The organism is Archangium lipolyticum, assembly GCF_024623785.1.
In the GTDB taxonomy this organism is placed as follows: Bacteria; Myxococcota; Myxococcia; order Myxococcales; family Myxococcaceae; genus Archangium; species Archangium lipolyticum.
Map to the genome: position 1 here is coordinate 73,175 of NZ_JANKBZ010000018.1, position 24,153 is coordinate 97,327.

Consider the following 24,153-nt stretch of genomic DNA (forward strand, 5'->3'; position numbering starts at 1 on the left):
GGAGAGGGGAAGTTACGCCGCGGTGATGTTGTCGTTGGCCGCCTTCGCCTCGCGCAGCTTCACGCTCACCAGCTTGGAGATGCCCGGCTCCTCCATCGTCACGCCGTACAGCGTGTCCGCCACTTCCATCGTCCGCTTGTTGTGGGTGATGAGGATGAACTGCGACTGCTTGCTCATCTCCTTCACCATGTCGTTGTAGCGGCCCACGTTGCCCTCATCCAGCGGCGCGTCGACCTCGTCCAGGAGGCAGAAGGGCGTCGGCTTGATGAGGAAGATGGCGAAGATGAGCGCCACCGCCGTCAGCGCCTTCTCGCCGCCGGACAGCAGGTTCATGCTCTGCAGCTTCTTGCCCGGCGGCTGCGCCACGATCTCCACGCCCGGCTCTCCGCCCTGCCCCTCGTTCGTCAGCACCAGGCTCGCCCGCCCGCCGCCGAACAGCCGCGGGAAGATGGCCTGGAACTTCTCGTTGACGATCTCGAACGTCTGCTTGAAGCGCTCCCGGCTCGACGCGTCGATGCGCCGGATGGCCTCCTGCAGCTTCTCCATCGACTCCGTCAGGTCCTTCTTCTGCGTCAGCAGGAACTCGGAGCGCTGGGCCAGCTCCGTGTGCTCGTCGATGGCCGTGAGGTTGATCTCCCCCATCTTCTCCACCTGCGCGCGCAGGTCCTTCAGCTCCTGCTCCGCCTCCTCGCTCAGCGACGGCAGCATGTGGTAGCGGTGCACCTCTTCCTGCAGCTCCAGGGCGTGCCGCTCGCGGATGCCCGCCACCAGGTGCTCCAGCTCCAGGGCGATCTCCCGCTCGCGCAGGGTGATCTGCGACAGGCCCTGGGTCAGCCCGTCCAGCTTCGTGCGCAGCTCGCGCAGCACGTTGTCCTGCTCGCGCACCGCGCCGGACGCCGCGCCATGGGCCATGCGGCGGGCCTCCAGGCCCTCAGCGGCCCCGCGCAGCTCCTCCGTCTTCTGGGCGCGCTCCGCCTCCGTCTCGGAGATGCGGCGCTGGAACTCCGCCACCCGCGCCGCGCCGTCGCGCACCGCGTTCTCCAGCTTGCGCACCCGGCCCGCCATCTCCTCCTTCTGGGTCAGCAGGCTCTCCAGCTCCTTGCGCGCCGACTCACCGCGCTCGCCACCGGCCGCCACCTTCACCTTCAGCGACGTGAGGTTCGACGTGGCCGTCTCCGCCCGCTGCTTGAGCGACTCGAGCTCGCCCACCAGCTGCTTGACGCGCTCCTCGCGCGACTCGCGGTCCGCCTGGCCGTGCGTCACCTCGCCCCGGCTGTTCTCCTCCTCGTGCGCCAGCCCGTCGTACATGTGCGCGAGCTGCGACTCGTCGGCGTCCAGCGCCCGGATGCGGTCACGCACCCGCGCCAGGTCCTCGCTCGCCTTGTGCAGGTCCTTCTCCTGGTGGGCGAGGCTCAGCTCCTCGGCGTGCTGGTTCTTCGCCAGCCCCTTGAGCACGTCCTCCGTGTCGCCCATCTGCTTCTGCAGGGTGTAGTGCCGGGTGAGGATCTCGTTGTAGCGCTCCTCCACCCGGGCCACCTCGGCGGCCAGCTCGGCGATCTCCCGCTTCTTCTGCAGGGCGCCCACCGCGGCGCCCTCGCGCTCACCGCCGGTGATGGTGCCGTCCGGGCGGAACACCTCGCCGTCCAGGGTGACGAGCGTGTACGCGGTGCCCTCGGCGTCCGCGTAGGCCTTCGCGGCGACCAGGTCCGTCACGATGACCACGTCCCCGAGGAGCAGCTGCACCACGGGCTTGAGCGACTCCTCGCACGTCACCTCGTTGAAGGCGACGGCCAGCACGCCGGGGCGCGACAGGTCCGGCTGGACCGTGGAGGGGACACGCTCGGGCGGGGGCACGGGCAGGAAGCTGCCCCGGCCCTCGGCGGCGTCCTTGAGGTACTCCACCAACTCGACGCCCTTGTCGCGGCTCTCGACGACCACGTGCTGCAGCCGCTCGCCCAGCACGGCCTCCACCGCGCGCTCGAAGCGGGGCGTGGTGGAGATGACGTCGGCCACCAGACCGAAGATGCCCTGCTGCCGGGCGTCCTCGCCGGCGCGCACCATCACCGCGCGCACGCCCTTGTCGAAGCCCTCGTAGTCCTTCTGCAGCGCCTCCAGCGAGGCGAGCCGGCTGCGCTTGTCGCTCAGCTCCTCGCGCAGGCCGATGACCTGCACCTCGTTCTCCATGAAGGCCTGGCGCGTGCGCACGAGCGCCTCTTCCTCATGGCCCTTGCGCTCGGCCAGCTCCAGCGACAGGTGGCGGCTCTCCTCCACCCGGCGGGCCACCTCCTGGCGCACGTCCTCGAGCTGCTTCTCCTGCTCGCGCAGGGACTCGGCCTCGGCGCGGTTGCGGGCGCGGCGGGCCTCCAGGTCCGTCTTCTGGCGGGCCAGGTTGACGAGGTTGCTCTCGTGGTTGGCCAGGCGGCTGGCCACGGTGACGAGCGCGGCGCGCTCCTGCTCCAGCCGCATGGAGATTTCCGTCTGCAGCTGGCTCACCCGGCGCAGCTCCTCCTGCGCCACCTTCATGGCGACCTCGTCCTCCTTCCAGGAGCCGGCGATGCTGCTCAGCTCGGCCTCGCGGGCGGCCATGGTGCCGGCCACCTCCTCCTGGCGGGATTTGAGGGCGTGCAGCTCGGTCTCGGACTGGGTGACGCGGGCGGTCGTCTCCTCCAGGTCCTTGCGCCAGTAGGCCAGGTCCTGGTCCGCGCGCTGCACGGCGCTCTCCATCGCGTGCACCTCGGCGGACAGCTTCTGCAGGGCCTCGGCCTCGGCCTCCAGCTCGGCGCGGCGGGAGGTGATGACCGCCTCCATCTCGCGCATCTTCTCCAGGCCCTCGCGCTCCTCGCCGCCCAGGCTGCCCAGCCGCTCCTGGAGCTGCTTGGCCTCCACGTTCAGCGCCAGGAAGCGGTGCGAGGCCGAGTGCAGCTCGATCTCCCGCATGCGCGTCTTGAGCTTCTTGTACTTCTCGGCCTTCTTGGCCTGGCGCGACAGGCTCTCCAGGCGGCGCTCCAGCTCGGAGGTGATGTCGGTGACGCGCAGGAGGTTGGCCTGGGTGGCCTCCAGCTTGCGCTCGGCGGCCTTGCGGCGGGCCTTGTACTTGGTGACGCCCGCGGCCTCCTCGATGAGGTGGCGCCGGTCCTCGGGCTTGCTGGAGACGATGAGGCCCACGCGGCCCTGCTCGATGATGGAGTAGGCCTTGGTGCCCACGCCGGTGCCGAGGAAGAGCTCGGTGATGTCCAGCAGGCGGCAGATGGTCTTGTTGATGAGGTACTCGGACTCGCCGCTGCGGAAGAGACGGCGGGTGACGGTCACCTCGGAGAGGCCGGAGAGGTGGGCCGGGAGCGTGTCCGTCTCGTCCACGTGGAAGGTGAGCGACACCTCGGCCATGGAGAGGGGCGGCTTGGACTCCGAGCCGTTGAAGATGACGTCCTCCATGCCGCGGCCGCGCAGGTTCTTGGCGCTCTGCTCGCCCATCACCCAGCGGATGGAGTCCACCACGTTGGACTTGCCGCACCCGTTGGGTCCGACGATGCCCGTCACCCCGTCATCGAACGTGAAGACACTGCGTTCCATGAACGATTTGAAGCCGGTGATGTCCAGGCGCTTGATTCGCATGTGAAACGGGCTCCCGAAAGGTGGGCAGGCGAGGGAGGAAGCGCGCCGAAGGCCGAAAAATCGGCCTCGGAGCGATCAGACGAGTAGCACGCTGGATCTCAAGCGATCAAGCATGACCCTGCCATGCATGACCATAGGCGAGCAGGCAGGCATGGCGAACCCACCGGGCTGGCGACCGGGGGGTTGTCCGAGCGAGAACAGACCCTACCCTTCCTCAATCGTTTCTGGAGGCGACCTGCGCCCGAGCCCCTGCTCGCTTCCTCGCTCCTCCTCGGAAAAGTGACCTTGCGGGCATAGCAGCCCCGTCTGACATGGCCGCTCCCCAGGCAGGCGTCGAACAGCACTGAAGCCACCTGTAGCACCGCCGCCCCCTCGGCCCGCTACGGGTGGGCTCCTCTCCAGGGGTGGCTCTATGCGTCGAGCTGGGAGTGATGGAGTGGCTGCAGGCTCTCTTCGATGAAGCGGACGAGCGTGGACGTGAGGCGGCGCCGCTCCTTGTTCTCACCGAAGAGAGCGAGCTCGATGTCGCCGAGCTCCGGGAAGCCCTCCTCGGCGGAGAGCGTCGTCAAGCCTGGCTCCATGGCGCTCTCCGGTAGGATGGCGACGCCCAATCCAGCCCGTGCCGCGGCGACGACGCCGACGACACTCTCGCTCGTGTAGACCACCCGCCAGGGCCGCCCCATCGCCTCCAGGGCCGCGAACCCGCGCGCGCGGAAGATGCAGGGGGGTGGCAACGTGCAGATGGGAAGCGCGGCCACGGGGTCGATCCGGAGGTTCTGTGCGGTCATCCAGAGCAGCCGCTCCCGGCGAAGGAGGCGCCCTCCCTGCTGGGGCTTGTCACGCCGGGCGATCACCAGATCCAGCTCACCCCGTTCGAGCGTCTGGAAGAGATTGTCATTCAAACCGACCTTCACCTGAATGTGGACCCGGGGGTAGGTCTGGGTGAAGCGGGACAGGATGATGGGCAGGTGCTGCGGCACGAAGTACTCCGCGACCCCGAGCCGGAGCTCCCCTTCGTTACCGGGCTCCGCGAAACGCTGCACCGTCTCGTCATTCAACTTCAGGATCTGGCGCGCATAGCTCAGGAGCAGCTCGCCATCCCGTGTCAGGGTCGGCGTCCGGCTGGTCCGATCGAACACGCGCCGCTCGAGCAGTTCCTCGAGCCGCTTGATCCGGATGCTCATGGCGGCCTGGGTCCGGCCGAGCCTCGCGCCCGCGGCCGTGAACCCTCCGGCATCCACCACGGTCACGAAGGAGCGCAGCAGGTCCATGTCCAGGTCGGTGTAGCCCATGCGGCCCATATAGGGCGTTTATGGTGACGATATCAACTATCAATTGTGAATATTGACATCACAAATGCATTGTCTCCCTCGAAAGCGGCCGCCACGGGCCGCGTCCGAGGAGAGTCACATGAAAGCCGTCGCGTATCGCCAGCCAGCCCCCATCGAGAACCCCGAGAGCCTGATCGACCTGGAGGTCCCAGCACCGAAGCCCACGGGCAGGGAGCTGCTCGTGAGGGTGGAAGCCATCTCGGTGAACCCGGTGGACGTCAAGGTGCGAGCCGGGGTCGATCCTTCGGGGCAGGCGAAGATTCTGGGTTGGGACGCCGCGGGAACGGTGCTCGCGGTCGGTCCGGACACCACGCTGTTCAAGCCGGGCGATGAGGTGTTCTACGCCGGAGCCCTGGAGCGGCCCGGCGCCTACGCCGAGCAGCAGCTCGTGGACGAGCGGATCGTCGGCCGCAAGCCGAAGTCGCTGAGCTTCGCGGAGGCCGCCGCCCTCCCGCTGACCAGCATCACCGCCTGGGAGCTGTTGTTCGACCGCCTGCGCGTGAGCAAGGGCAAGCCCGCCGATGCCGGCTCGGTGCTGATCCTGGGCGGCGCGGGTGGAGTGGGCTCCATCGCCATTCAACTCGCCCGGCGCCTGACGGGGCTGAAGGTGTTCGCCACCGCCTCGCGTCCGGAGACGCAAGCCTGGGTCCGCGAGCTGGGCGCCCACCACGTGATCGACCACGGCAAGCCCTGGGCCCAGCAGGTGAAGGCCATCGTTCCCCATGGCGTCGAGTACGTGCTCGGGCTCACCCACACCGAGGCCCACTTCGAGGAGATCGTCGAGGTGCTCGCCCCCCAGGGAGCGCTCGCGCTGATCGACGATCCGGCCCGGCCCCTGCCCATCAACAAGCTGAAGAGCAAGAGCGCCTCCCTCCATTGGGAATTCATGTTCACCCGCGCGCGGTACCAGACGCCGGACATGATCGCCCAGCACCACCTGTTGAACGAGGTGGCCGACCTCGTGGACGCGGGCGTCTTGCGCACCACGCTCAAGACCCATCTGGGCACCATCAACGCGGCCAACCTGAAGCGCGCCCACGCGCTCATCGAGAGTGGCCGTGCCATGGGCAAAGTGGTCCTGAGCGGCTTCTAGTTTTTCACATCCAACAAGGAAATCCCTCTCATGAAATCCGCATCGCTCGCGATGACGGCGTGGCTCTCTTTCGCCTTCATCGCCCCCGGAGCCCAGGCTCAGACCCAGAAACAGACTCCTCGGCCGTCCCTGCTCGTGGCCGCCGAGAGCAACTCCATGATCTGGAACGGCGTGGCCGTCGCCGGCGGAAACATCTTCGTCAGCGGCCCGCGGTGGACCGGCTCGAAGGGCCCGGCACTGGCCAGGCTCGACGCCAAGGGCCAACCCAAACCCTATCCCGACGCCGGCTGGAATGCCTGGAAGCCAGGCGATGATCCGCGCAACGTCTTCGTGAACATCAATGCCATCCACCGGGATCCGTCCGGAGATCTGTGGGTGGTGGACACTGGTGCGCCCGATTTCGGCGGAAATCCGCTGCCCGGAGGCGCCAAGGTGGTTCGCATCTCCCTGAAGACCCACCGTGTCTCACGCATCTATCCCTTCGGGCCGGAGGCAGCCCAGGAGGGCAGCTACATCGATGACATCCGATTCAACGGCCGCCACGCCTATCTGACCGATGCTGGCAAACCCGGGCTCGTCGTGCTCGACCTCGAGACGGGAAGGACACGCCGGGTGCTGGACGGGGTGCCGGCGACCGCGGCCCGCGCCGACCGGCCCATCGTGCTCGGCGGACAGACCGTGAAAGCCCCCGATGGCTCGAACCTGAAGGTGAACGCGGATCCGCTGGAGCTCAGCCCCGACGGCCGCTGGCTCTACTTCGCCCCCTTGAGCGGTCCCTGGTCGCGCATCGAGACCCGCTGGCTGGACGATTCGAACCTCACTCCCGAGGCGCTCGCCGCCCACGTCGAGCCCTGGGCCGACCTGCCTCCGGTGGGGGGCACGGCCATGGACGGGAATGGAGATCTCTACTTCACCAATCTCGCGCAAGACTCCCTCCAGAAGCGGACGCCAGACGGCCGGATCGAGACAGTGCTCCAGGATCCGCGCCTCCACTGGGTCGATGCTCCCGTCATCGACGAGCAGGGCTTCATCTGGTTGCCCGTACCGCAGATGGATCGGGTCGGCCTGTTCAACCAGGGCCAGTCGAAGACCGTCTGGCCGGTAAGTCTCTACCGTCTTCGGATCCGCTGAGGGCTGGGCGGGGGCCGCTGGTGCCACACTCCCTCGAAATGGGGATGCTGCCGATACATCGGGCTTGGTACCTTGATCGGGTTTTACTGTTTAACCCCCAACCCCCGAGAGCCATGAACATCAAGAAGAAGACCCGGAACATCGCCGCCGCTGTTGGCGGCTCGCTGTTCGCGTTCGCCCTGGTCGCGGAAGCCGCTGTCATCTTCCACAACACAGGCACCCTCTCCGGCTGGAACTCCATCAACAGGGAGCACAAGGGCAGCGTGAACGAGGTGACGAATGTCACCTACAACGGCCCGACCGCCATCAAGGTCACCCAGATCTACGATCCCTCCTATAGCGGCCGCTATCACTCGGAGGTCGTGAAGAGCAACGTCTACCGTCGCGGTGACACCGGCTTCTATGGCTTCGCGTTCCGGCTGCAGTCCGACTGGCAATTCCAGCCACAGTCCTTCAACATCGCCCAGTTCATCGCTGATTTCTCCAATACCGGCTGCGATGACTACATGCCGTCCAGCATGATCTGGATCTCTGGCAATCAGCTCTTCACGCGCGTCAAGCAGGGCACGGTCTGCGATCAGAAGACCGTCACGTTCGGCAACCTCGCCACGGTCACCGCCGGGGAGTGGCACAAGATCGTGATCCAGGCGAAGTGGGCGAGCGACGGCACCGGCTTCTACAAGCTCTGGTTCGACGGTACCAAGGTGCTCGAGCAGTACAACCTGAGCACCACCGTGGCCGACGACCGGTACTTCCAGTTCCGCGTGGGCCTCTACGCGAACGGCTGGCACGACGACGGGTACATGCAAGGCAGCCAGGGGACGCGCAGCATCTGGTTCGACGAGATCGGCGCGGGCACGACCTTCGCCGAGGCCGACCCTGATCAGTGGTAACCCCGGTCCGGGCGCGACGAAGGTCAGGCCCCGTCGCGCCCCGGCCACCCTCCTCCCCCCGCCCGGTCCAGTGCCCTCCAGCTGAGCAGCCACGGGGGGCACGGGAGTCGAGACAGGGCCCCTCCCCCACGACGCATCCTGGAAAGCCGCTTTTGACGGAGTTCGCGGGCCGATGTTATGAGCCCCTACATGGATGATCGCAGTCCACCGCCCGTGACGCTGGAGGAAGTCGCCCGTCGAGCCGGTGTCTCACCCAGCACGGTGTCGCGGATCCTCAATGGCACCGCCCGTGTGCGTGAGAGCAAGCGTCAAGCCGTGGAGCGGGCCATCGCGGACCTCAAGTACCTCCCCAACGAGATCGCCCGGGGACTGGCGCTCGGCCACACCATGTCGGTGGGTGTGATTACGCAGGACATCTCCAGCGCCTTCTATAACGAGACGCTCAAGGGCATCGAGGACAGCCTGGCCGATGCCGGCTACTCGCCGTTGTTCGTGAGCGGCCACTGGAACGCGGCGAAAGAGGCGGAGCGCATGGCGCTGCTGGTGGCGCGCCGCGTCGAGGGCGTCATCGTGCTGACCGGCGCGATGGACGACGAGACCCTGCTCAACCACGCGCACCGTGTGCCGCTCGTCATCACCGGACGCGACCTGCAGGGCCCCAATGTGCTCAGCATCCGGCTCGCCAACGAGCAGGCGGCCTTCGAGGCCACCCGGCATTTGATCGAGCTGGGCCATACCCGTATCGCCCACATCGCCGGGCCCCAGCAGCATGTCGATGCCCAGGAGCGGTTGGCGGGATACCGCCGCGCGCTGACCCAGGCGGGCCTACCCGTGGACGAGCGCCTCGTCGCCTTCGGCGACTTCCACGAGGGCAGTGGCCTGCTGGCGCTGAACCAGCTGCTGGCCACCCGCCTGAGCTTCACCGCGCTGTTCGTCGCCAACGATCAGATGGCCTACGGCGCCCGCCTGGCGCTGCACAACAAGTCCATCCGCGTCCCCGAGGACCTGTCGCTGGTCGGCTTCGATGATCTGCCGGGCTCGCTCTACACCATCCCACCGCTCACCACCGTGCGTCAGCCGGTGTACGAGTTGGGGAAGGTCGCTGGCGAGGCGATCCTTCGGATGATCAAAGGCAAGAAGGCCTCACTGCCAGAACTGCCGCTGCAGCTCATCGTGCGCGAATCGACCACGAGAAAGCGCGGCTGACGAACCCCTCTGCCATTGACGCATCACGGCATCGCGGACCGGTTGAAAGGCGACGCGGTGCACAAGACGCATGGCGTCATCCGAGGGGGATTGTCTGGCTGCGTCAAGCCCTCACAGTGTTCACTGTTGGGCGGAATCGCCGTATTTGAAGGCGCTTTCAAAAGATTCCTTTACTCTCCGGATAACCTGCTTTAAATCCATTCCGCGAAGCACCGGGCAGCCTTGGGCTGAGCTGCGGGCCGTGACGCCGCGCGAAACACAAGCAGAGACAACGACAGACTGAACGCGACGTTCCGCTCTTCGGGCGGTTCGTTCTTCAGGGGGCAATGCAATGATCAAAAGATTGGCATCGACGGTATCCGTCCTGGCTACCGCCGCGGGACTCTGCGCTGTTCAACCGGGTGTGGCCGAAGCGGCGACTCCCATCTCCCAGGCGAACACCACCATCTTCGGCCCCCGTGTCTACGTCTTCGATCCGACCATGGCGGCGACCGACATCAACAATGTCGCCAACACCGTCTTCACGAAGATGGAGGCCAATCAGTTTGGCACCGACCGGTATGCGCTGCTCTTCAAGCCGGGTGCATACAACGTCACCTTCAACGTGGGCTTCTACACCCACGTCGCGGGTCTGGGACAGAACCCCGACGACGTGAACATCAACGGCGGGGTGAACGTCACCGCGAAGTGGATGCCCGCCGCCAACGCGACCTGCAACTTCTGGCGCACCCTCGAGAACTTCGCCGTCACCCCGTCCAACGGCATCACGCGGATCGCCGTTTCACAGGCCGCCCCCCTGCGGCGTCTGCACGTCAAGGGCGAGCTGCACCTGTTCGAGTTCGACTCGAACTGGAATGCCGGCTGGGCCAGCGGCGGATTTCTCGCCGACTCCCTCGTGGACAGTACGGTCGTGCCCGCCTCGCAGCAGCAGTGGCTCTCCCGGAACAGCAAATGGGCGAGCTGGTCGAACGCCGTGTGGAACATGGTGTTCGTGGGCAGCGTGAACACGCCGACGGGGACGTTCCCCGAGCCGGCCTACACGGTCGTCGACAGGACGCCGATCATCCGGGAGAAGCCCTACCTCTACACCAGCGGCGGGCAGTATTACGTCTTCGTCCCGGCCCTGCAGACCAATACCCAGGGCGTCAGCTGGGCCAACGGAGCCACGCCGGGACAGTCCCTCCCCATCTCCCAGTTCTACATTGCCCGTCCGGAGACCGACAGCGCCGCGAGCCTCAACAACGCGCTGAGCCAGGGCAAGCACCTCCTGTTCACCCCGGGCATCTACTCGCTGAATGACACGCTTCGCGTCAACAACGCCAACACCATCATCCTCGGCATTGGCGTCCCCTCGCTGATCCCGACGAGTGGCACGCCCGCCATCAAGGTCGCCGACGTGCCCGGCGTGAAGATCGCGGGCATGATCCTCGAGGCCGGTACGGTCAACTCCCCCAACCTCCTGGAGGTCGGTCCCACGGGCAGCTCGCTGGATCACTCGGCCAACCCGACCTTCCTCTACGATCTGACCGTCAGGACCGGCGGTGCGTTCCCCGGCCGCAACGACGTGGGCATCACGATCAACAGCAACAACGTCGTGGGTGATCAGCTCTGGCTGTGGCGCGCGGACCACGGAGAGAGCGCCTTCTGGAACACCAACATCACGAAGAGCGGCCTCGTCGTGAACGGGAGGAACGTCACGATCTACGGCCTGTTCAACGAGCACCACGAAGAGTACCAGACGGTGTGGAACGGCAATGGCGGCCGTGTGTACTTCTACCAGTCCGAGATTCCCTATGACGTCCCCAACCAGGCGTCGTGGATGAATGGCACGGTGAACGGGTACGCGTCGTACAAGATCGCCAACACCGTGACCACCCACGAGGCGTGGGGCCTGGGTGTGTACTCGTACTTCCGGGACGCGCCCGTCAAGCTGCACACCGCGATCGAGGCGCCCAACTACCCGGGCATCAAGCTCCACCACATGACCACCATCTGGCTGAATGGAACGGCCGGCAGTGAGATCACCCATGTGGTCAACAACATCGGTGGCAGGGTCTACGCCAACTCCCCTGCCGAGGCCATGAGGCAGACCGTCTCCGAGTACGTGGGCACGGGGACGCCGCCGCCGACCGACACCCAGGCGCCGACCACTCCGGCGAGCCTGTCGGCCACGGCCGCTTCGAGCAGCCAGATCAACCTGACCTGGAGCGCTTCGTCGGACAACGTGGGCGTGACGGGCTATGACATCTACCGCAACGGCACGCTCGTCGGCACGTCGACCACGACGTCGTACAGCAGCACGGGGCTGACGGCGTCGACCACTTATAGCTTCACGGTCAGGGCGAGGGATGCGGCCGGCAACGTCTCGGCGGTCAGCAACACCGCCAGCGCCACCACGCAATCGGGCAGCACCGGCGGCAGCAACGGCACCGGCACCGAGTGGACCTACGGCACGAGCACTGTCAGCTCCACCCAGGCGCTCGTGTGGTTCAAGCCCACGGGCTTCACGGCGAACTACGTCATCGTGCACTACAGCTACCCGGGCCTCGGGCAGCAGAACGTCACCATGACGTACAACAGCGGCACGGGCCGCTGGGAGCACACCGTGTCCGGCCTGGGCTCGGGTCAGACGCTCACGTACTCGTACACCTACAACAAGAACGGCGCGCAGTACGACTCTCCGAACTACACCTGGACCAGGTGATGGCTTGACGCGGTCTCGACATCAGCGGCCCACTCCCCCGAGCAGCTTCGCGGGAGTGGGCCGTTTCATTTCCGCCTACGTGCGGGGGTGCTGGGACGGTAGCCGGACCCGGAAGGTCGAGCCGGCTCCTACCTGGCTCACCACCTCGATGTCCCCGCCGTGAGCCCGCACGATGCGGCGGGAGACGGAGAGCCCCAGTCCGATGCCGGGGATCTCCGCGCTCGAGCCCTTGCTCCGTCTGAAGGGCTCGAAGATGTGCTCGTACTCGTCGGGAGGGATGCCCACCCCTTCGTCGGAGACGGAGAGCAGCACCTCGTCCTGGGACTGAGTGAGCAGCACCCGCACGAGTCCTCCCCGAGGCGAGTATTTGATGGCGTTGTTCAAGAGGTTGGTGAGCACCTGGGAGAGCCGCGTCGGATCCCCACGCACCGGAACGGGCATGTCGGGCACGGTAAGCTCGATCCGGTGCTGCTGACTCGAGGGCCGGTGGAGCTCGACCACCTCCGTCACGAGCACGCGCAGATCACTGTCCTCCAGGCGGAGCTCGAGATTGCCAGCTTCAATCCGGGTCTGCTCCAGGAGGTCTCCCACCATGCGCTCGAGCCGATCGAGCTGCGTGGAGAGCCGGACCAGTGACTCCCGGACCTTCTCTGGTGGAGGCAGCTCCGGTGCCCGGAGGAGGATCTGGACCGACAGTTTGAGGACATTGAGCGGGTTGCGCAGATCATGGGCGACGCCCGCCAGGAACTGGACCTGCCGCGCGTCCTGGCTGACCAGGGTCTCGGCCATGTCGTTGAACTCGGCGGCCAGCTCGCGGAGCTCGCGGACGCCCACCTGCTCCAATCTCGACTCCCGCTGTCCGGATTTGAAGGCCGCCAGCGCCCGGCGGATCGACAGGAGCGGCAGATAGAGGCGCGTGCGGGTGGCGGCGAGGACCAGCGCGACACCCGTCACGATCCCTACCGCGAGCAGACCTCCGATGAGCCTTGCCGCATCGCTCACCCGTGTCGCCTCATCGCGGCCGGCATGGGCCCGCTCGATGCTCGACGCGGACACGGCCTCGGCCGCCTGGATGGCCTCCCTCAACCTGGACAACCGCTCCTGAGCTGGAGCGCGAAGGTATGCCTCGACCTGACTGCGGACATTCGCGAGCAACGCCCGCTCCTGGGCGGTGTCCGCGTACGGATCGACCTGCTCCAGCTGCTCCGACACCCGGCGGCGCGCCTCGTCCACGCTGACGGGCGGCCCGACGCTCGAGGCATCGATGCTCGCGAACTCCTGGACCACCTGGAGCAGGAAGAGGGAGTGTGCCAGCCGCTCGGCGGAGTGCACCCTGCCAATGGAGTCGCTCAAGCTCGTGGTCTGCGACTGGAACTGGGTGCTCATCCAGAACAAGCCAGCCGCGGAACCCAGACTCAGGAGCGCCAGGAGGACCGCGCCGATGAGGAAGAGGCTCCGCAGCCGCATGACGACGACCTCCGGGAGAGAGCCACCACCATACCGATACCGGCTGGCGTGGGCTCATGCTGGTGCGCCGAGTGACGACTTGTGGAGCATGGGCGAGGTAGCGGAGCGCGGTGGCGCCAGTCATCGCGCCGGTCCTTCCGAGCCTCGCGGAGTCAAACAGATTTCGTGGTACCCGACTCTTGGGGTAAGTAGCCCGATCTCACCTCGCGGGAGAGATACAGGCATGGGCGACACACCCAAGTGGAGCGGAGGCAAGCTGGGGCCGTACCACATCCGCAAGCGCTACCGGAATACCGGCTCGGAAGTGGGCCGCATCTACGAGGCGCACAACGTCGAGACAGGTGCCTTCGCGCTGGTGGTGAGGCCGGGACGGGCGGGGACGTGGCGTCCACGAACGCCGTGGACCGTGCGCGTCACGGCAGATGCCGATCCTCCGTTCCTGGCACTGGAGATGCAGCACGCGCCCAGGGCGGAGGCTTTGGCCCTCTCGGAACTGACGCGGATGTTCATCAGGCTGTCGGGCGCGCTCGCCTGTGTCGATGAGCGAGCGGATACGGGAGCGCACCTCAATCGAGAGCCCCTGCCACGGCCTCCCAGGCGAGAAGCCTTACGCAAGAAGTGGCAGCGCGTGGGGGTTGGAGCACTCGCGGCGGTGGCGCTCGTACTGGCGGCGGTGACGCTCTGGCCCCGTTCTCCCAGCTCTACCGACAAGTGGAGTCCTGGAGTGGCCAAAGCCGTGTGGAATGAGCCCGTGGCCTGGGTCGATCTGCAAGACGACACCCAACCCATCATCGGCTACCCGATGCCGAGCGCCCCTTTCGAGGGACAGCGAAAGCCGCCCTGCCTCAAGGGAACGGAGGTGGAGATCCACGGAGGATGCTGGGTACTGCTCGAGGCCAAGGCCCCCTGTCCCAGGAGCACGGCCGAGTTTGAAGGCAAGTGCTACATGCCCGTCAGGCAGAAGCCCCCGGAGCCGCGCTCGCTGCAACCATGAAAGCTCTCGTGATTGGATTGAGCCACTCCCTTACCGTGGAGGGAGGATGCGGATGTCCTCCGGGAACACGGGGTCCACTTCGTACTCGCCGAGGAACTCTCCGCTGAAGCCCTGGATGACGACGCGCTGCCCCTCCTCGAGCTCGCTCACGTCGATGCCCGTGCCGGCATTGACGAACACGAAGGTGGGACCGGTGCCGTCATCCACCGCGAACTTGTATCCGAAGGGCAGGTCATCCTCGATATCGCTGACGATGGTACCCCTGATGCGGACGAGGCGGCCCTCGGTCTCCTCGCTCACGTCGCTGGTCTTCACGGGGTAGGGCCAGGGCTCGTGGGCCTCCCCCAGCACCTCGATGGACGTCGGTGCCACGCTGAGCACCTGCCCGAAGGAGTTGGTCAGCGTGCCCGTCACACGGACCACCTGGCCGACCGCGATGTTCGCGTCGAGCGAGTCGAGGATGTAGATGCCGACCTTCTTTTCCTGGATGGCGAAGCCATTGTCATTGGGAAAGAAGGCTCCCGTGAATGACGTCGCCACCCCTACCACCGTCACGGTGGTGCCCAGGGGCTGTTGGCGAGCGGCGGCGATGGAGCAGTCCGGGGGCATCGCCGCGACCGGGCCAGGAGCGGCAATGGCCACAACCGCGAGCACCACAGCCAGTCCGACCTTCCACTGCATCCCCATTGCAGCCATGACGTGCTCCTGGTTCTGCTTCCCGGAGGAAGCATTGAGCGCCAGCACTGAATGGCGCGTCTGGGTTTCTACGCGGAAATTCATGGAGTGACAGTCGTACCCGGGTCGCACGACTCATGTCCCATCTCGAACGTCCTTACCCTCTTCCTGCGCGCGGTGTTCGCCCTGCAACACCGGAGGGCACGACGGCAAAACGTGCGTGGCGGGCAGTTGGGACCGTGTCGTTGTCCCAATTCCTCTCATCGCGCACGAAGCGTCACTGCGAAGTCAGGACAGGTGGAGGCAGCGGCGAAAGACATCCCCGCTCTGCCCTTCCCGTCGTCAGCGCCGCCGTGCGGATTCAGGCGGGCCAGGTGATGATGGCGCAGGCGCACGACGAACCGCCCAGCGGAGTGCGAGAGGCGCTGGGCAACGGGCCCCAGGTGCGGGGCATGCGTCCACTCGGACCTGAAGACGAGTTGCTGCGCACGCTCCTGCCAGACGAGGAAATCTGACTCAGGAAGCAGCCTCGGGCGTCGCCGTTGTCACGGGGGGCTTGGGGCCCGACTGCGGCTCCACCGTCACCCGCACCACGCGCGGCCCTTCCACCTCTTCGACCTGGATGCGCCACATGTCCAGCTTGAGCGCGTCCCCCTTCTCCGGAATGCGCCCCAACTTCGCCATGAGGTAGCCGGCGATCGTCGTCACCTCGACCTCGTCCTCGACCTCGAACGAGACGTCCAGGCGGTCCTCCAGGTCGTCCAGCTGCGCCGTGCCCGGCAGCTCGAAGCGTCCGCCCGGCAGCGAGCGCACCTCGTCCATGCGCCGGCCCAGCTCGGCTACGTCTCCCACCACCTCGGCCACCACGTCCGCGATGGTCACCAGCCCCGACGTGCCGCCGTGCTCATCCACCACCAGCGCCGTCTGCCGGCGCCGCCGCCGGAATTCGTTGAGCAGCTGCTCCAGCGTCACGTGCTCCGGCACGTACAGCACCGGCCGCTGCACCTGCGACAGGCTGCGCAGCTCGCCCCTGGACAGCAGGAAGAAGAGGTCCTTCACGTTGACCACCCCCTCCACCGCGTCCATGTTCCCCCGGCACACCGGCAGCCACGTGTGGCCCGCGGCCCGAGCGTCCGCGATGCACTTGTCCAGCGGCTCCTCCATGTCGAGGAACTTCACCTGGTTGCGCGGCACCATCACCTGGCGCGCCGTCTTCTGCGCCATCTCCAGCGAGCGCTCCAGCAGCTCCGCGCGCGACGTGGTGATGGCCCCCGCCTGTGCCGAGCTGTGCAGGATGACGCGCAGCTCCTCCTCGCTGTGCGCGTCGTGCGACTCGTGCGCGGTGCCCAGTCCGAAGGCCTTCAGCACCCAGCCCGCCACGCCGTTGAGCAGCCAGATGGCCGGGTAGAAGAGGATGTAGAAGGCGCGCATCGGCATCGCCACCGCGAGCGTCGTGGCCTCGGCGCGCTGGATGGCGAGGCTCTTGGGCGCCAGCTCCCCCACCACGATGTGCAGGAAGGTGATGATGGCGAAGGCGATGGCCACCGACAGCGAGTGCGCCAGCGCCTCGCCCGCCGCCGGTGGCACCACCCGCGTCAGCACCGGCTCCAGCAGGTGCGCGAACGCCGGCTCACCCAGCCAGCCCAGGCCCAGTGACGCCAGCGTGATTCCGAACTGCGTGGCGGACAGGTAGGCGTCCAGCTTGTCCACCATCTTCAGGGCCGTGCCGGCACCCGGACGGCCCTCGTCCACCAGGGCCTGCAGCCGGGTGTGACGGACCTTCACGATGGCGAACTCGGTCGCCACGAAGAACCCGTTCGCGATGACCAGCAGGAGCGCCAGTCCGAGGAAGATCCATTCCATAGTTCAGACGCTAGAAGAGCGCGTCGAACTCCGGATCGCCCTTCAGCGAGTCGAACATCGTATCCGTGGCCAGCCAGCCCTGCACCTTCTGGCGATCCACCGTCACCGCCTTCTGAAGGAATGCCAACGCATCCGCCCGGCGGCCCCAGAGCGCGTACAGGGCGGCCAGGTTGTAGTTGAGCAGCAGGTCCTCGGCGTTGAGCGCCTTGGCCTTCTCGTAGGAGCGCTCGGCCTCGGCGTAGAAGCCCTTCTGCGCGTAGCAGATGCCCAGGTCCAGGTGGGCCTCGAAGTTCTCCGCGTCCAGGCGCACCACTTCCTTCAGCTGGGTGATGGCCGAGCGGTAGTCCCCCTCGTCCATCAGCAGCGCGGCGAGCTCGTGCCGGGGGAAGGCATCCTGCGGCTCCAGCTCGATGGCCGTCTGCAGCTCGCGCATCGCGTCCTCGACCCGGCCCTGGTCCGCGTAGGTGAGGCCCAGGTTGAGGTGCGCGTCCGGGTACTCCGGATCCAGCTCGATGGCCTCACGGTACTCCGCCACCGCCATCTCCCCCGCGTGCGTGGAGAGGAAGCAGGCGAGGTTGTAGTGCGCCGTGGGGCTCTCCGGCTCCAGCTTGAGCGCCGTGAGGTACTCGCCCAGGGCCTCGCGGTAGAGCTTCTTCTCCGCGTAGACGGTGGCGAGGTTGTCGTGGGCGTGGGCGGAGTCCGGATCGAGGTCGATCGCCTTCTTGAACTCCTTGATCGCCTCGTCGAGCCATCCGCGGTCGGCCAGTTCGATGCCGCGCGAGTTGTGCTCGTCGGAAGCTACGATGTTGTCGTTTTCCCGGGCCATGAATTCGCGGGGCAATCTACGCGCCGCCTCTCTCGGGGCGCAACGAAGAGTAATGCCTCCCGCCAAGGGCTCGGCGGGTCCACCCCCGGGCTGACCGACGGGTCCGCTCCTGAGGAGTCCAGCGCGGGAAACGGGTGCTCGCCCCCTCCCCTGCTCACCAGGGGAGGAGGCGGACAGCGAACTACTTGCGGCGCTCGCGGGCGCGACGGCGCTTGAGGGCCGCCTTCTTGGAGGAAGCGCGGTTGGACAGCTTCTTCTTGCTGCGATTTCCCTTCTGGGCAGGCATCTTCTGGTACTCCGTATTAGCGGAAGTGGGCCGCACTGGCGGCAGCGAACCGCCCTTTTTTCACGCTCCTGGCCCGGAAGTCCACGGAATTTCTTGACCCCGTCCGGCCTTGCCAGGGGCCAGACAACGGGGCACAACCCCGACCCCAGACCGATGATTGACAAACTCGAAGAGGTGGAGCGCAAGTTCGAGCGCCTCACCGCCGACCTGTCCAACCCGGACATCATCTCCGACACGACCAAGCTACAGCGGGTCTCCAAGGAGCGCGCCGGCTTGGAGAAGCTGGTGGACACCTTCCGGACCTACCGCAAGGTGCTCGCCGACCTCAAGGAGGTCGAGGCCTGGCTCGGCAGCTCGGACCCCGACGAGAAGGCCTACGCCCGCGAGGCCCTCCCGGGCCTCAAGGAGCAGCGCGAGGAGCTGGAGGGTCAGCTGAAGATCCTCCTGCTGCCCAAGGACCCCAATGACGAGAAGAACGTCATCCTCGAGATCCGCGCCGGCGCGGGTGGAGACGAGGCGGGCCTGTTCGCCGAGGAGGTCATGCAGATGTACCTCCGCTACGCGGACCGCAAGGGCTGGAAGGCGGACATCCTGGACATGAGCCCCGGCAGCGTGGGCGGCGTGAAGGACGTCACCATCACCCTGTCGGGCGACGGCGTCTACAGCCACCTGAAGTACGAGTCGGGCGTGCACCGGGTGCAGCGCGTGCCGGCCACCGAGGCTCAGGGCCGCATCCACACCTCCACCATCACCGTGTCGGTGATGCCCGAGGCGGAGGACGTGGACATCAAGATCAACCCGGCCGACATCGAGATGCAGGTGATGCGCTCGACGGGCTCGGGCGGCCAGAGCGTGAACACCACCGACTCCGCGGTGCGCCTCATCCACAAGCCCTCGGGCATCGTGGTGAAGTGCCAGCAGGAGAAGAGCCAGACGAAGAACCGCGCCATGGCCGAGCGCATGCTGCGCGCCAAGCTCTATGAGATCGAGCAGGAGCGCATCCGCAACGAGCGCGACTCCATGCGCCGGGGCCAGGTGGGCACGGGCGACCGCTCCGAGAAGATCCGCACCTACAACTTCCCGCAGGACCGGCTGACGGACCACCGCATCGGCCTCACGGTGCACAACCTGCCGGCCATCATGTCCGGCGGGGTCGAGGACGTCATCACCGCCTGCCGCACCCACTACCAGGCCGAGGCCCTCAAGCAGCAGATGGGCGGAGGCCCCGGCAACGGCGCATGAGCGACACCTGGACCATCCGCAAGGTCCTCACCTGGACGACCCAGCACTTCGAGAAGCGTGGCGTGGACGCACCCCGGCTCACCGCCGAGGTGCTGCTCGCCCACGTGCTGAAGACGACCCGGGTGCGCCTGTACGTGGACCTCGACCGGCCGATGGAGAAGACCGAGCTCACCACCTTCCGCGCCCTCATCGAGCGGCGCATGGCCGGTGAGCCCACCCAGTACCTCACCGGCGTGCGGGAGTTCTACAACCGCCCCTTCAAGGTGGACCCGCGGGTGCTCATCCCCCGGCCGGAGACGGAGCTGCTCGTGGAGGCCGCCCTGCACCGGCTGCCCAAGGACGCGCCCGGCACCGCGCTGGACGTGTGCACCGGCTCCGGCTGCCTCGCCATCAGCCTCGCGGCCGAGCGGCCACAGGCCACCGTGCTGGCCACGGATCTCTCCCCGGACGCGTGCGCGCTGGCCCGGGAGAACGCCCAGGCGCTCGGGGTGGCGGAGCGGGTCACGGTGCTGCAGGGCGACCTCTACGCGCCCCTGCCCCCGGACGCCCGCTTCGAGGTGGTGGTCTCCAATCCCCCCTACATCGCCACCGGGGAGATCGCCGGCCTGTCCCCCGAGGTGCGCCGCGAGCCCCGTATGGCGCTCGATGGCGGACCGGACGGGCTGGTGCTCATCCGCAAGGTCATCCAGGGCGCCCGCCGCGTCCTCAAACCTGGCGGGCTGCTTGCAATGGAGATTGGCGAGACGCAGGGCGACGCCGTGAAGGCCCTCCTCCAGGCCGCGGGTTACGACGACGCGCGGGTGGAGAAGGACCTGGAGCGGCGGGATCGCCTCGCTTTTGGGACACAGCCCGTGGCCACCTAGCCACGGGAAGAGACGGAACAGATGGACAAGATCATCGTGAAGGGTGGCAACCCGCTGCAGGGCGAGGTGAACGTATCGGGAGCCAAGAACGCCGCGCTCCCCATCCTCGCCTCGGCGCTGCTGGCCGACGGCAAGAGCATCTACCGCAACGTGCCGGACCTGGCCGACGTCGTCACCATGCTCAAGGTGCTCGACACCATGGGCTGCCAGTCCGTGCGGCTCACCGGCCGCAAGAAGGACGTGTGCGAGGTGTCCGTCGAGGGTCCCATCACCCCCGAGGCCCCGTATGACCTGGTGAAGACGATGCGAGCCTCGGTGCTGGTGCTCGGCCCCCTGGTGGCCCGCTTCGGCCGGGCCCGCGTGTCCATGCCGGGTGGCTGCGCCATCGGCGCCCGCCCCATCGACCAGCACCTCAAGGGCCTCAAGGCCCTGGGCGCGGACATCACCCTCACCGAGGGCTACGTCGAGGCGAAGGCGAAGCAGCTCAAGGGCGCCACCATCAACTTCGACGTCATCACCGTGACGGGGACGGAGAACGTGATGATGGCGGCCGTGCTGGCCAGGGGCCGCACCGTGCTGGAGAACTGCGCGCGCGAGCCCGAGGTGGAGGAGCTCGCCCGGGTGCTCAACAAGATGGGCGCCCGCATCGAGGGCGCGGGCACCTCCGTCATCACCATCGACGGGGTGGAGTCGCTCAAGCCGGTGGACCACGCCATCCTCCCGGACCGCATCGAGGCGGGTACGCTGATGGTGGCAGCGGCCATCACCGGCGGTAACGTGCTCGTCAAGCACGCCGTCCCCGAGCACCTGGAGTCCGTCATCCTCAAGCTGCGCGAGACGGGCTGCACCATCACCGCCGAGGAGCACGGCCTGCGGGTGAAGGCCCCCAAGGTCGTCAATTCGGTGGACGTGAAGACGACCGAGCACCCTGGCTTCCCCACGGACATGCAGGCTCAGCTGATGGGGCTCATGACGGTGGCCAGCGGCACCTCGGTCATCTCCGAGAGCATCTTCGAGAACCGCTTCATGCACGTGCCGGAGCTGCACCGGATGGGAGCGGACATCACCATCCAGGGCCACACGGCGGTGGTGAAGGGGGTCAAGAGGCTGTCCGGGGCGCCGGTGATGGCCACGGACCTGCGCGCCAGCGCCTCGCTCGTCCTGGCGGGCCTGCGCGCCGAGGGGAAGACGGAGATCGCCCGCATCTACCACCTGGACCGGGGGTACGAGCGCCTGGAGAACAAGCTGCGCAAGCTGGGAGCCGACATCCGCCGGGTGAAGGCCTGACTGGGGGGTGCCCGGAGTTGCTGGCGTGAACACATCTGCGCAGTCGGGTTGCATCCTAAAATTCATGCGACCTATCATTCTCTGAACGTCCGGGGACCAAGCCGTTCCCGGACGAACCCACGGGAGCTCGGCTCCCCCCTACAGGAGAATGACCCACCCCATGAATTGCCCCGGTTGCAGCGTCGAGATGGCCGAGCTCGAAGGGGAGCATGAGACGCTGCGCAAGTGTGGAGAGTGCGGCGGATTGTGGATCGACGTCGCGGATCTCAACCGGATCCTCCTCCACAACAATCTTCCCGGGCTCGAGAGCCAGGGCGGCAAGGTCGACGCCGAGGCTCTCACGGGTCAGTGCCCCGAGTGCCAGGTGGACCTCGTCCGTGTAGACGGCGGGGACAGGCAGCACCCGCTGCACTACGACACCTGCGAGTCCTGTGGCGGCATCTTCCTCGAGTCGGAGTTCGCCGACGCCACCGATGCAAAGGTGGCCGAGCAGGAGATCATCGACTTCTTCCGCCACTTCGGCGCCAAGAGGAAGTCGGCCGCCATCTGACACCCCTCCGGGGGTGTCCCCCTTCGCTTCCCCTCCCGGCCCGTCCCCCACAGGCCAGGAACGCCACGGCTCCGTCCGCGGTCTCTTCCCTTCGCCGGGATGAAACCGCCCGCGAGTCTGTTGGCGAACCTTGACACCCGGGCGCCAGGGGATTGAGTAGGCGCCCGAATGCCAAGAGGGAACGGAATGCGACGTCTGGGGTGGGTGTGGCCGTGGGCCCTGGTGCTCATCGGCTGCCCGAGCGGCTGCTCGAAAAAGGACAGCGAGGCGCCGGACGCCGGTCCGGTGGTCGTCGGACCCGAGCAGCTGGACGAGAAGGAGCCGGATGACCGGCCCGAGCAGGCCCTCACCCTCGGCCGGGACGCGACGGTCAGCGCCAGTCTGGGCGCGGATCCGTCCAAGCCCGACGAGGACTGGTACCGGCTCGCCCCGGGAGGCCCGAGCGTAGCGGACGTCACCGTCTCCGGCATTCCCGGCGGCGACGTGGTGCTGGAGGTGTACGACGCGCCCGGGGTGCGCAGCGCCAGCGTCAACAGCGCGGGCAACGACAAGCCGGAGCGCTTCCCCAACCTCCATGTCGAGCGCGAGCGCTGGGTGCGCGTGGCCTCGGCGCGCAAGGGTACCGGCGGCGCCTACACGCTCGACGTCCGCTACCACCCCGCCGAGGAGGGCGTGGAGCACGAGCCCAATGACCGGGCGGTGGACGCCACCCCGATGCAGCTCGACTCGGCGGTGACGGGCTTCATCGGCCATGCGGGCGACGAGGACTGGTACCGGTTGGAGCTGCCCGAGCCCCCCGGAGGGACGCCCCCGGCTCCGGCCCCCACCGAGGACGCGGGTGGAGCCACCGGTGCCGCGCCCGGCGCCCCGCCATCCGACACGGGCCTGGCGCAGGCGCCCGAAGGGACCGAGACCCCGCCTCCGGCACCCGGCTCCTCCGAGGAGGCTCCCCCCACCACCGGGGAGGGCACCGCGAGCGGTACCGGCCCCCAGGCACAGCCCGGGGGCTTCCCGCAGATTCAAGTGCCCGTGCCCGTCCCGGGCCAGCCGGCTCCTCCGCCCGAGGAGCCCGCCGCGGTGGCGCTGAGGCTCGAGCTCACGGGCGTCGAGGGCGTCCGGTCGGAGCTGTCGGTGCTCTCGGCGGCGGAGGCGCCCCTGTTCACCACCAAGGGCAAGGAGGGCGAGGGCTTCGCGCTGCGCAACGTGGGCGTGCGGGCGAGCGATCGCGTGGTGTACGTGGTGGTGAAGAGCGGCTGGTCGGGGACGGGCAAGGACGCGAAGCGCGGCTTCAGCTCGGAGAAGGCCTACACGCTGAAGGTGTCCCTGGAGGAGGCCGGGGCCAACGCGGAGCTCGAGCCCAACGAGGAGCTGTACAAGGCCACGCCCCTGCCGATGTCCGGCTACAAGGAGGGCTTCCTCTCTCCCAAGGGGGACGTGGACAACTTCGTCCTGAGGACGAGCGAGCCGGTGCTGGCCAAGGTGGAGCTGTCGGGCGTGGACCTCATGGACCTGGAGCTGTCCGTGGTGGAGCCACCCGAGGGCGAGGGCCAGAAGGAGACGGTGGTCCAGCGCGTCAACGAGGGAGCCATCAAGGAGCCCGAGCGCCTCAACAACGTGGCCTGCGGCGGCACCTGCTACTTCCGGGTGCAGGGCGCCGCGCGCAAGGTGGACGGCAAGTGGGTGCGCGACTACGAGAACGCGGACCAGCCCTACCGCCTCAGCATCACCACCGTTCCCGACAACGGCAGCGAGGAGCGTGAGCCCAACAACACGACGGAGCGCGCCATGGAGCTCACCGCGGGCAAGCCCGTGCGCGGCACCGTCTACCCGCTCAAGGACGTGGACTACTACCGGCTCGACCTGTCGGACCGGCCCGTGCGCACCGCGCTGAAGGCCACGCTGCTGGGCATCCTCAAGGTGGACGTGGGCCTGTACCTGTACCGCCAGGGAGAGGACGGCAAGCCGACACTCGTGCAGACGTCGGATCGCGCCAAGGGAGACCAGCCCGAGGTCATCCGCTACAGCGCCGAGCCCGGTGTCTACTTCCTGGAGGTCCGCGACGCCCGCAACCGCGAGGCCAACTTCCAGGATGCCTACCAGCTCACCGTCGAGGAGGGCGAATAGCCGCCC

The 24,153-nt window shown here is 67.4% G+C and carries 18 protein-coding genes; 12 read left to right on the forward strand and 6 right to left on the reverse strand.

The window, feature by feature from the left end; genetic code table 11:
* Positions 1-12: 12 nt before the first annotated feature.
* Complete coding sequence (gene smc / locus NR810_RS31740; RefSeq protein WP_257458161.1) at positions 13-3,612, reverse strand: chromosome segregation protein SMC; 3,600 nt, start codon at positions 3,610-3,612, stop codon at positions 13-15.
* A 410-nt stretch (positions 3,613-4,022) separates the two neighbouring features.
* Positions 4,023-4,904: a LysR substrate-binding domain-containing protein gene (locus tag NR810_RS31745; RefSeq protein WP_257458162.1), complete on the reverse strand. Its 882-nt coding sequence runs from the start codon at positions 4,902-4,904 to the stop codon at positions 4,023-4,025.
* A 118-nt stretch (positions 4,905-5,022) separates the two neighbouring features.
* On the opposite strand from NR810_RS31745, the gene NR810_RS31750 reads away from it, so the two are divergent.
* From NR810_RS31750 to NR810_RS31770, 5 genes are all read left to right on the forward strand, one after another.
* Entirely contained in the window at positions 5,023-6,036 is a 1,014-nt protein-coding gene (locus NR810_RS31750) for a zinc-binding alcohol dehydrogenase family protein (RefSeq protein WP_257458163.1), read from the forward strand.
* Positions 6,037-6,066: 30 nt separating this feature from the next.
* Positions 6,067-7,167 (forward strand): major royal jelly family protein, encoded by a 1,101-nt coding sequence (locus NR810_RS31755; protein ID WP_257458164.1) that lies wholly within the window; start codon positions 6,067-6,069, stop codon positions 7,165-7,167.
* Between the two features lie 113 nt (positions 7,168-7,280).
* Complete coding sequence (locus NR810_RS31760) at positions 7,281-8,060, forward strand: polysaccharide lyase (protein ID WP_257458165.1); 780 nt, start codon at positions 7,281-7,283, stop codon at positions 8,058-8,060.
* Positions 8,061-8,249: 189 nt separating this feature from the next.
* Positions 8,250-9,266: a substrate-binding domain-containing protein gene (locus tag NR810_RS31765; RefSeq protein ID WP_257458167.1), complete on the forward strand. Its 1,017-nt coding sequence runs from the start codon at positions 8,250-8,252 to the stop codon at positions 9,264-9,266.
* A gap of 331 nt (positions 9,267-9,597) precedes the next feature.
* The gene (locus NR810_RS31770) at positions 9,598-11,970 is read left to right on the forward strand and encodes a fibronectin type III domain-containing protein (protein WP_257458168.1); all 2,373 of its coding nucleotides are present in this window, start codon (positions 9,598-9,600) and stop codon (positions 11,968-11,970) included.
* A gap of 75 nt (positions 11,971-12,045) precedes the next feature.
* Here the strand turns inward: NR810_RS31770 and NR810_RS31775 are convergent, their stop codons facing one another.
* Positions 12,046-13,437: a sensor histidine kinase gene (locus tag NR810_RS31775; RefSeq protein WP_257458169.1), complete on the reverse strand. Its 1,392-nt coding sequence runs from the start codon at positions 13,435-13,437 to the stop codon at positions 12,046-12,048.
* 223 nt (positions 13,438-13,660) lie between these two features.
* Here NR810_RS31775 and NR810_RS31780 point away from each other — a divergent pair, with 223 nt between their 5' ends.
* Positions 13,661-14,431, forward strand: coding sequence for a protein kinase (locus NR810_RS31780; protein WP_257458170.1), 771 nt, complete (start codon positions 13,661-13,663; stop codon positions 14,429-14,431).
* 30 nt (positions 14,432-14,461) lie between these two features.
* Here the strand turns inward: NR810_RS31780 and NR810_RS31785 are convergent, their stop codons facing one another.
* Entirely contained in the window at positions 14,462-15,127 is a 666-nt protein-coding gene (locus NR810_RS31785; protein WP_257458171.1) for a single stranded DNA-binding domain-containing protein, read from the reverse strand.
* A gap of 332 nt (positions 15,128-15,459) precedes the next feature.
* On the opposite strand from NR810_RS31785, the gene NR810_RS52880 reads away from it, so the two are divergent.
* Entirely contained in the window at positions 15,460-15,621 is a 162-nt protein-coding gene (locus tag NR810_RS52880) for a hypothetical protein (RefSeq protein WP_407653861.1), read from the forward strand.
* A 1-nt stretch (position 15,622) separates the two neighbouring features.
* Here NR810_RS52880 and NR810_RS31795 read toward each other — a convergent pair whose 3' ends face one another.
* The gene (locus NR810_RS31795; protein ID WP_257458172.1) at positions 15,623-16,969 is read right to left on the reverse strand and encodes a hemolysin family protein; all 1,347 of its coding nucleotides are present in this window, start codon (positions 16,967-16,969) and stop codon (positions 15,623-15,625) included.
* Between the two features lie 10 nt (positions 16,970-16,979).
* Positions 16,980-17,795, reverse strand: coding sequence for a tetratricopeptide repeat protein (locus NR810_RS31800; RefSeq protein WP_306818678.1), 816 nt, complete (start codon positions 17,793-17,795; stop codon positions 16,980-16,982).
* A 439-nt stretch (positions 17,796-18,234) separates the two neighbouring features.
* On the opposite strand from NR810_RS31800, the gene prfA reads away from it, so the two are divergent.
* The 5 genes from prfA (at position 18,235) to NR810_RS31825 (ending at position 24,147) form a co-directional block, all read left to right on the forward strand.
* The gene (prfA, locus tag NR810_RS31805) at positions 18,235-19,323 is read left to right on the forward strand and encodes a peptide chain release factor 1 (RefSeq protein WP_257458174.1); all 1,089 of its coding nucleotides are present in this window, start codon (positions 18,235-18,237) and stop codon (positions 19,321-19,323) included.
* Positions 19,320-20,186 (forward strand): peptide chain release factor N(5)-glutamine methyltransferase, encoded by an 867-nt coding sequence (gene prmC / locus NR810_RS31810; protein WP_257458176.1) that lies wholly within the window; start codon positions 19,320-19,322, stop codon positions 20,184-20,186. Before prfA ends, prmC begins: the two co-directional genes overlap by 4 nt.
* Before the next feature lie 21 nt (positions 20,187-20,207).
* Positions 20,208-21,473: a UDP-N-acetylglucosamine 1-carboxyvinyltransferase gene (gene murA / locus NR810_RS31815; protein ID WP_257458178.1), complete on the forward strand. Its 1,266-nt coding sequence runs from the start codon at positions 20,208-20,210 to the stop codon at positions 21,471-21,473.
* Positions 21,474-21,633: 160 nt separating this feature from the next.
* Positions 21,634-22,023, forward strand: coding sequence for a zf-TFIIB domain-containing protein (locus NR810_RS31820; protein WP_257458179.1), 390 nt, complete (start codon positions 21,634-21,636; stop codon positions 22,021-22,023).
* 186 nt (positions 22,024-22,209) lie between these two features.
* Positions 22,210-24,147: an ABC transporter substrate-binding protein gene (locus NR810_RS31825; protein WP_257458180.1), complete on the forward strand. Its 1,938-nt coding sequence runs from the start codon at positions 22,210-22,212 to the stop codon at positions 24,145-24,147.
* The last annotated feature ends 6 nt before the right edge of the window (positions 24,148-24,153 follow it).

Excerpts from the sequence above, each read along its gene's own strand:
- smc (WP_257458161.1), bottom strand. The coding sequence starts at position 3,612 with ATGCGAATCAAGCGCCTGGACATCACCGGCTTCAAATCGTTCATGGAA.
- murA (WP_257458178.1), top strand. The coding sequence starts at position 20,208 with ATGGACAAGATCATCGTGAAGGGTGGCAACCCGCTGCAGGGCGAGGTG.
- NR810_RS31770 (WP_257458168.1), top strand. The coding sequence starts at position 9,598 with ATGATCAAAAGATTGGCATCGACGGTATCCGTCCTGGCTACCGCCGCG.
- NR810_RS31750 (WP_257458163.1), top strand. The coding sequence starts at position 5,023 with ATGAAAGCCGTCGCGTATCGCCAGCCAGCCCCCATCGAGAACCCCGAG.
- prfA (WP_257458174.1), top strand. The coding sequence starts at position 18,235 with ATGATTGACAAACTCGAAGAGGTGGAGCGCAAGTTCGAGCGCCTCACC.
- NR810_RS31775 (WP_257458169.1), bottom strand. The coding sequence starts at position 13,437 with ATGCGGCTGCGGAGCCTCTTCCTCATCGGCGCGGTCCTCCTGGCGCTC.
- NR810_RS31760 (WP_257458165.1), top strand. The coding sequence starts at position 7,281 with ATGAACATCAAGAAGAAGACCCGGAACATCGCCGCCGCTGTTGGCGGC.
- NR810_RS31785 (WP_257458171.1), bottom strand. The coding sequence starts at position 15,127 with ATGGCTGCAATGGGGATGCAGTGGAAGGTCGGACTGGCTGTGGTGCTC.
- NR810_RS31765 (WP_257458167.1), top strand. The coding sequence starts at position 8,250 with ATGGATGATCGCAGTCCACCGCCCGTGACGCTGGAGGAAGTCGCCCGT.
- NR810_RS31820 (WP_257458179.1), top strand. The coding sequence starts at position 21,634 with ATGAATTGCCCCGGTTGCAGCGTCGAGATGGCCGAGCTCGAAGGGGAG.
- prmC (WP_257458176.1), top strand. The coding sequence starts at position 19,320 with ATGAGCGACACCTGGACCATCCGCAAGGTCCTCACCTGGACGACCCAG.
- NR810_RS31825 (WP_257458180.1), top strand. The coding sequence starts at position 22,210 with ATGCGACGTCTGGGGTGGGTGTGGCCGTGGGCCCTGGTGCTCATCGGC.
- NR810_RS31745 (WP_257458162.1), bottom strand. The coding sequence starts at position 4,904 with ATGGGCTACACCGACCTGGACATGGACCTGCTGCGCTCCTTCGTGACC.
- NR810_RS31800 (WP_306818678.1), bottom strand. The coding sequence starts at position 17,795 with ATGGCCCGGGAAAACGACAACATCGTAGCTTCCGACGAGCACAACTCG.
- NR810_RS31755 (WP_257458164.1), top strand. The coding sequence starts at position 6,067 with ATGAAATCCGCATCGCTCGCGATGACGGCGTGGCTCTCTTTCGCCTTC.
- NR810_RS31795 (WP_257458172.1), bottom strand. The coding sequence starts at position 16,969 with ATGGAATGGATCTTCCTCGGACTGGCGCTCCTGCTGGTCATCGCGAAC.
- NR810_RS31780 (WP_257458170.1), top strand. The coding sequence starts at position 13,661 with ATGGGCGACACACCCAAGTGGAGCGGAGGCAAGCTGGGGCCGTACCAC.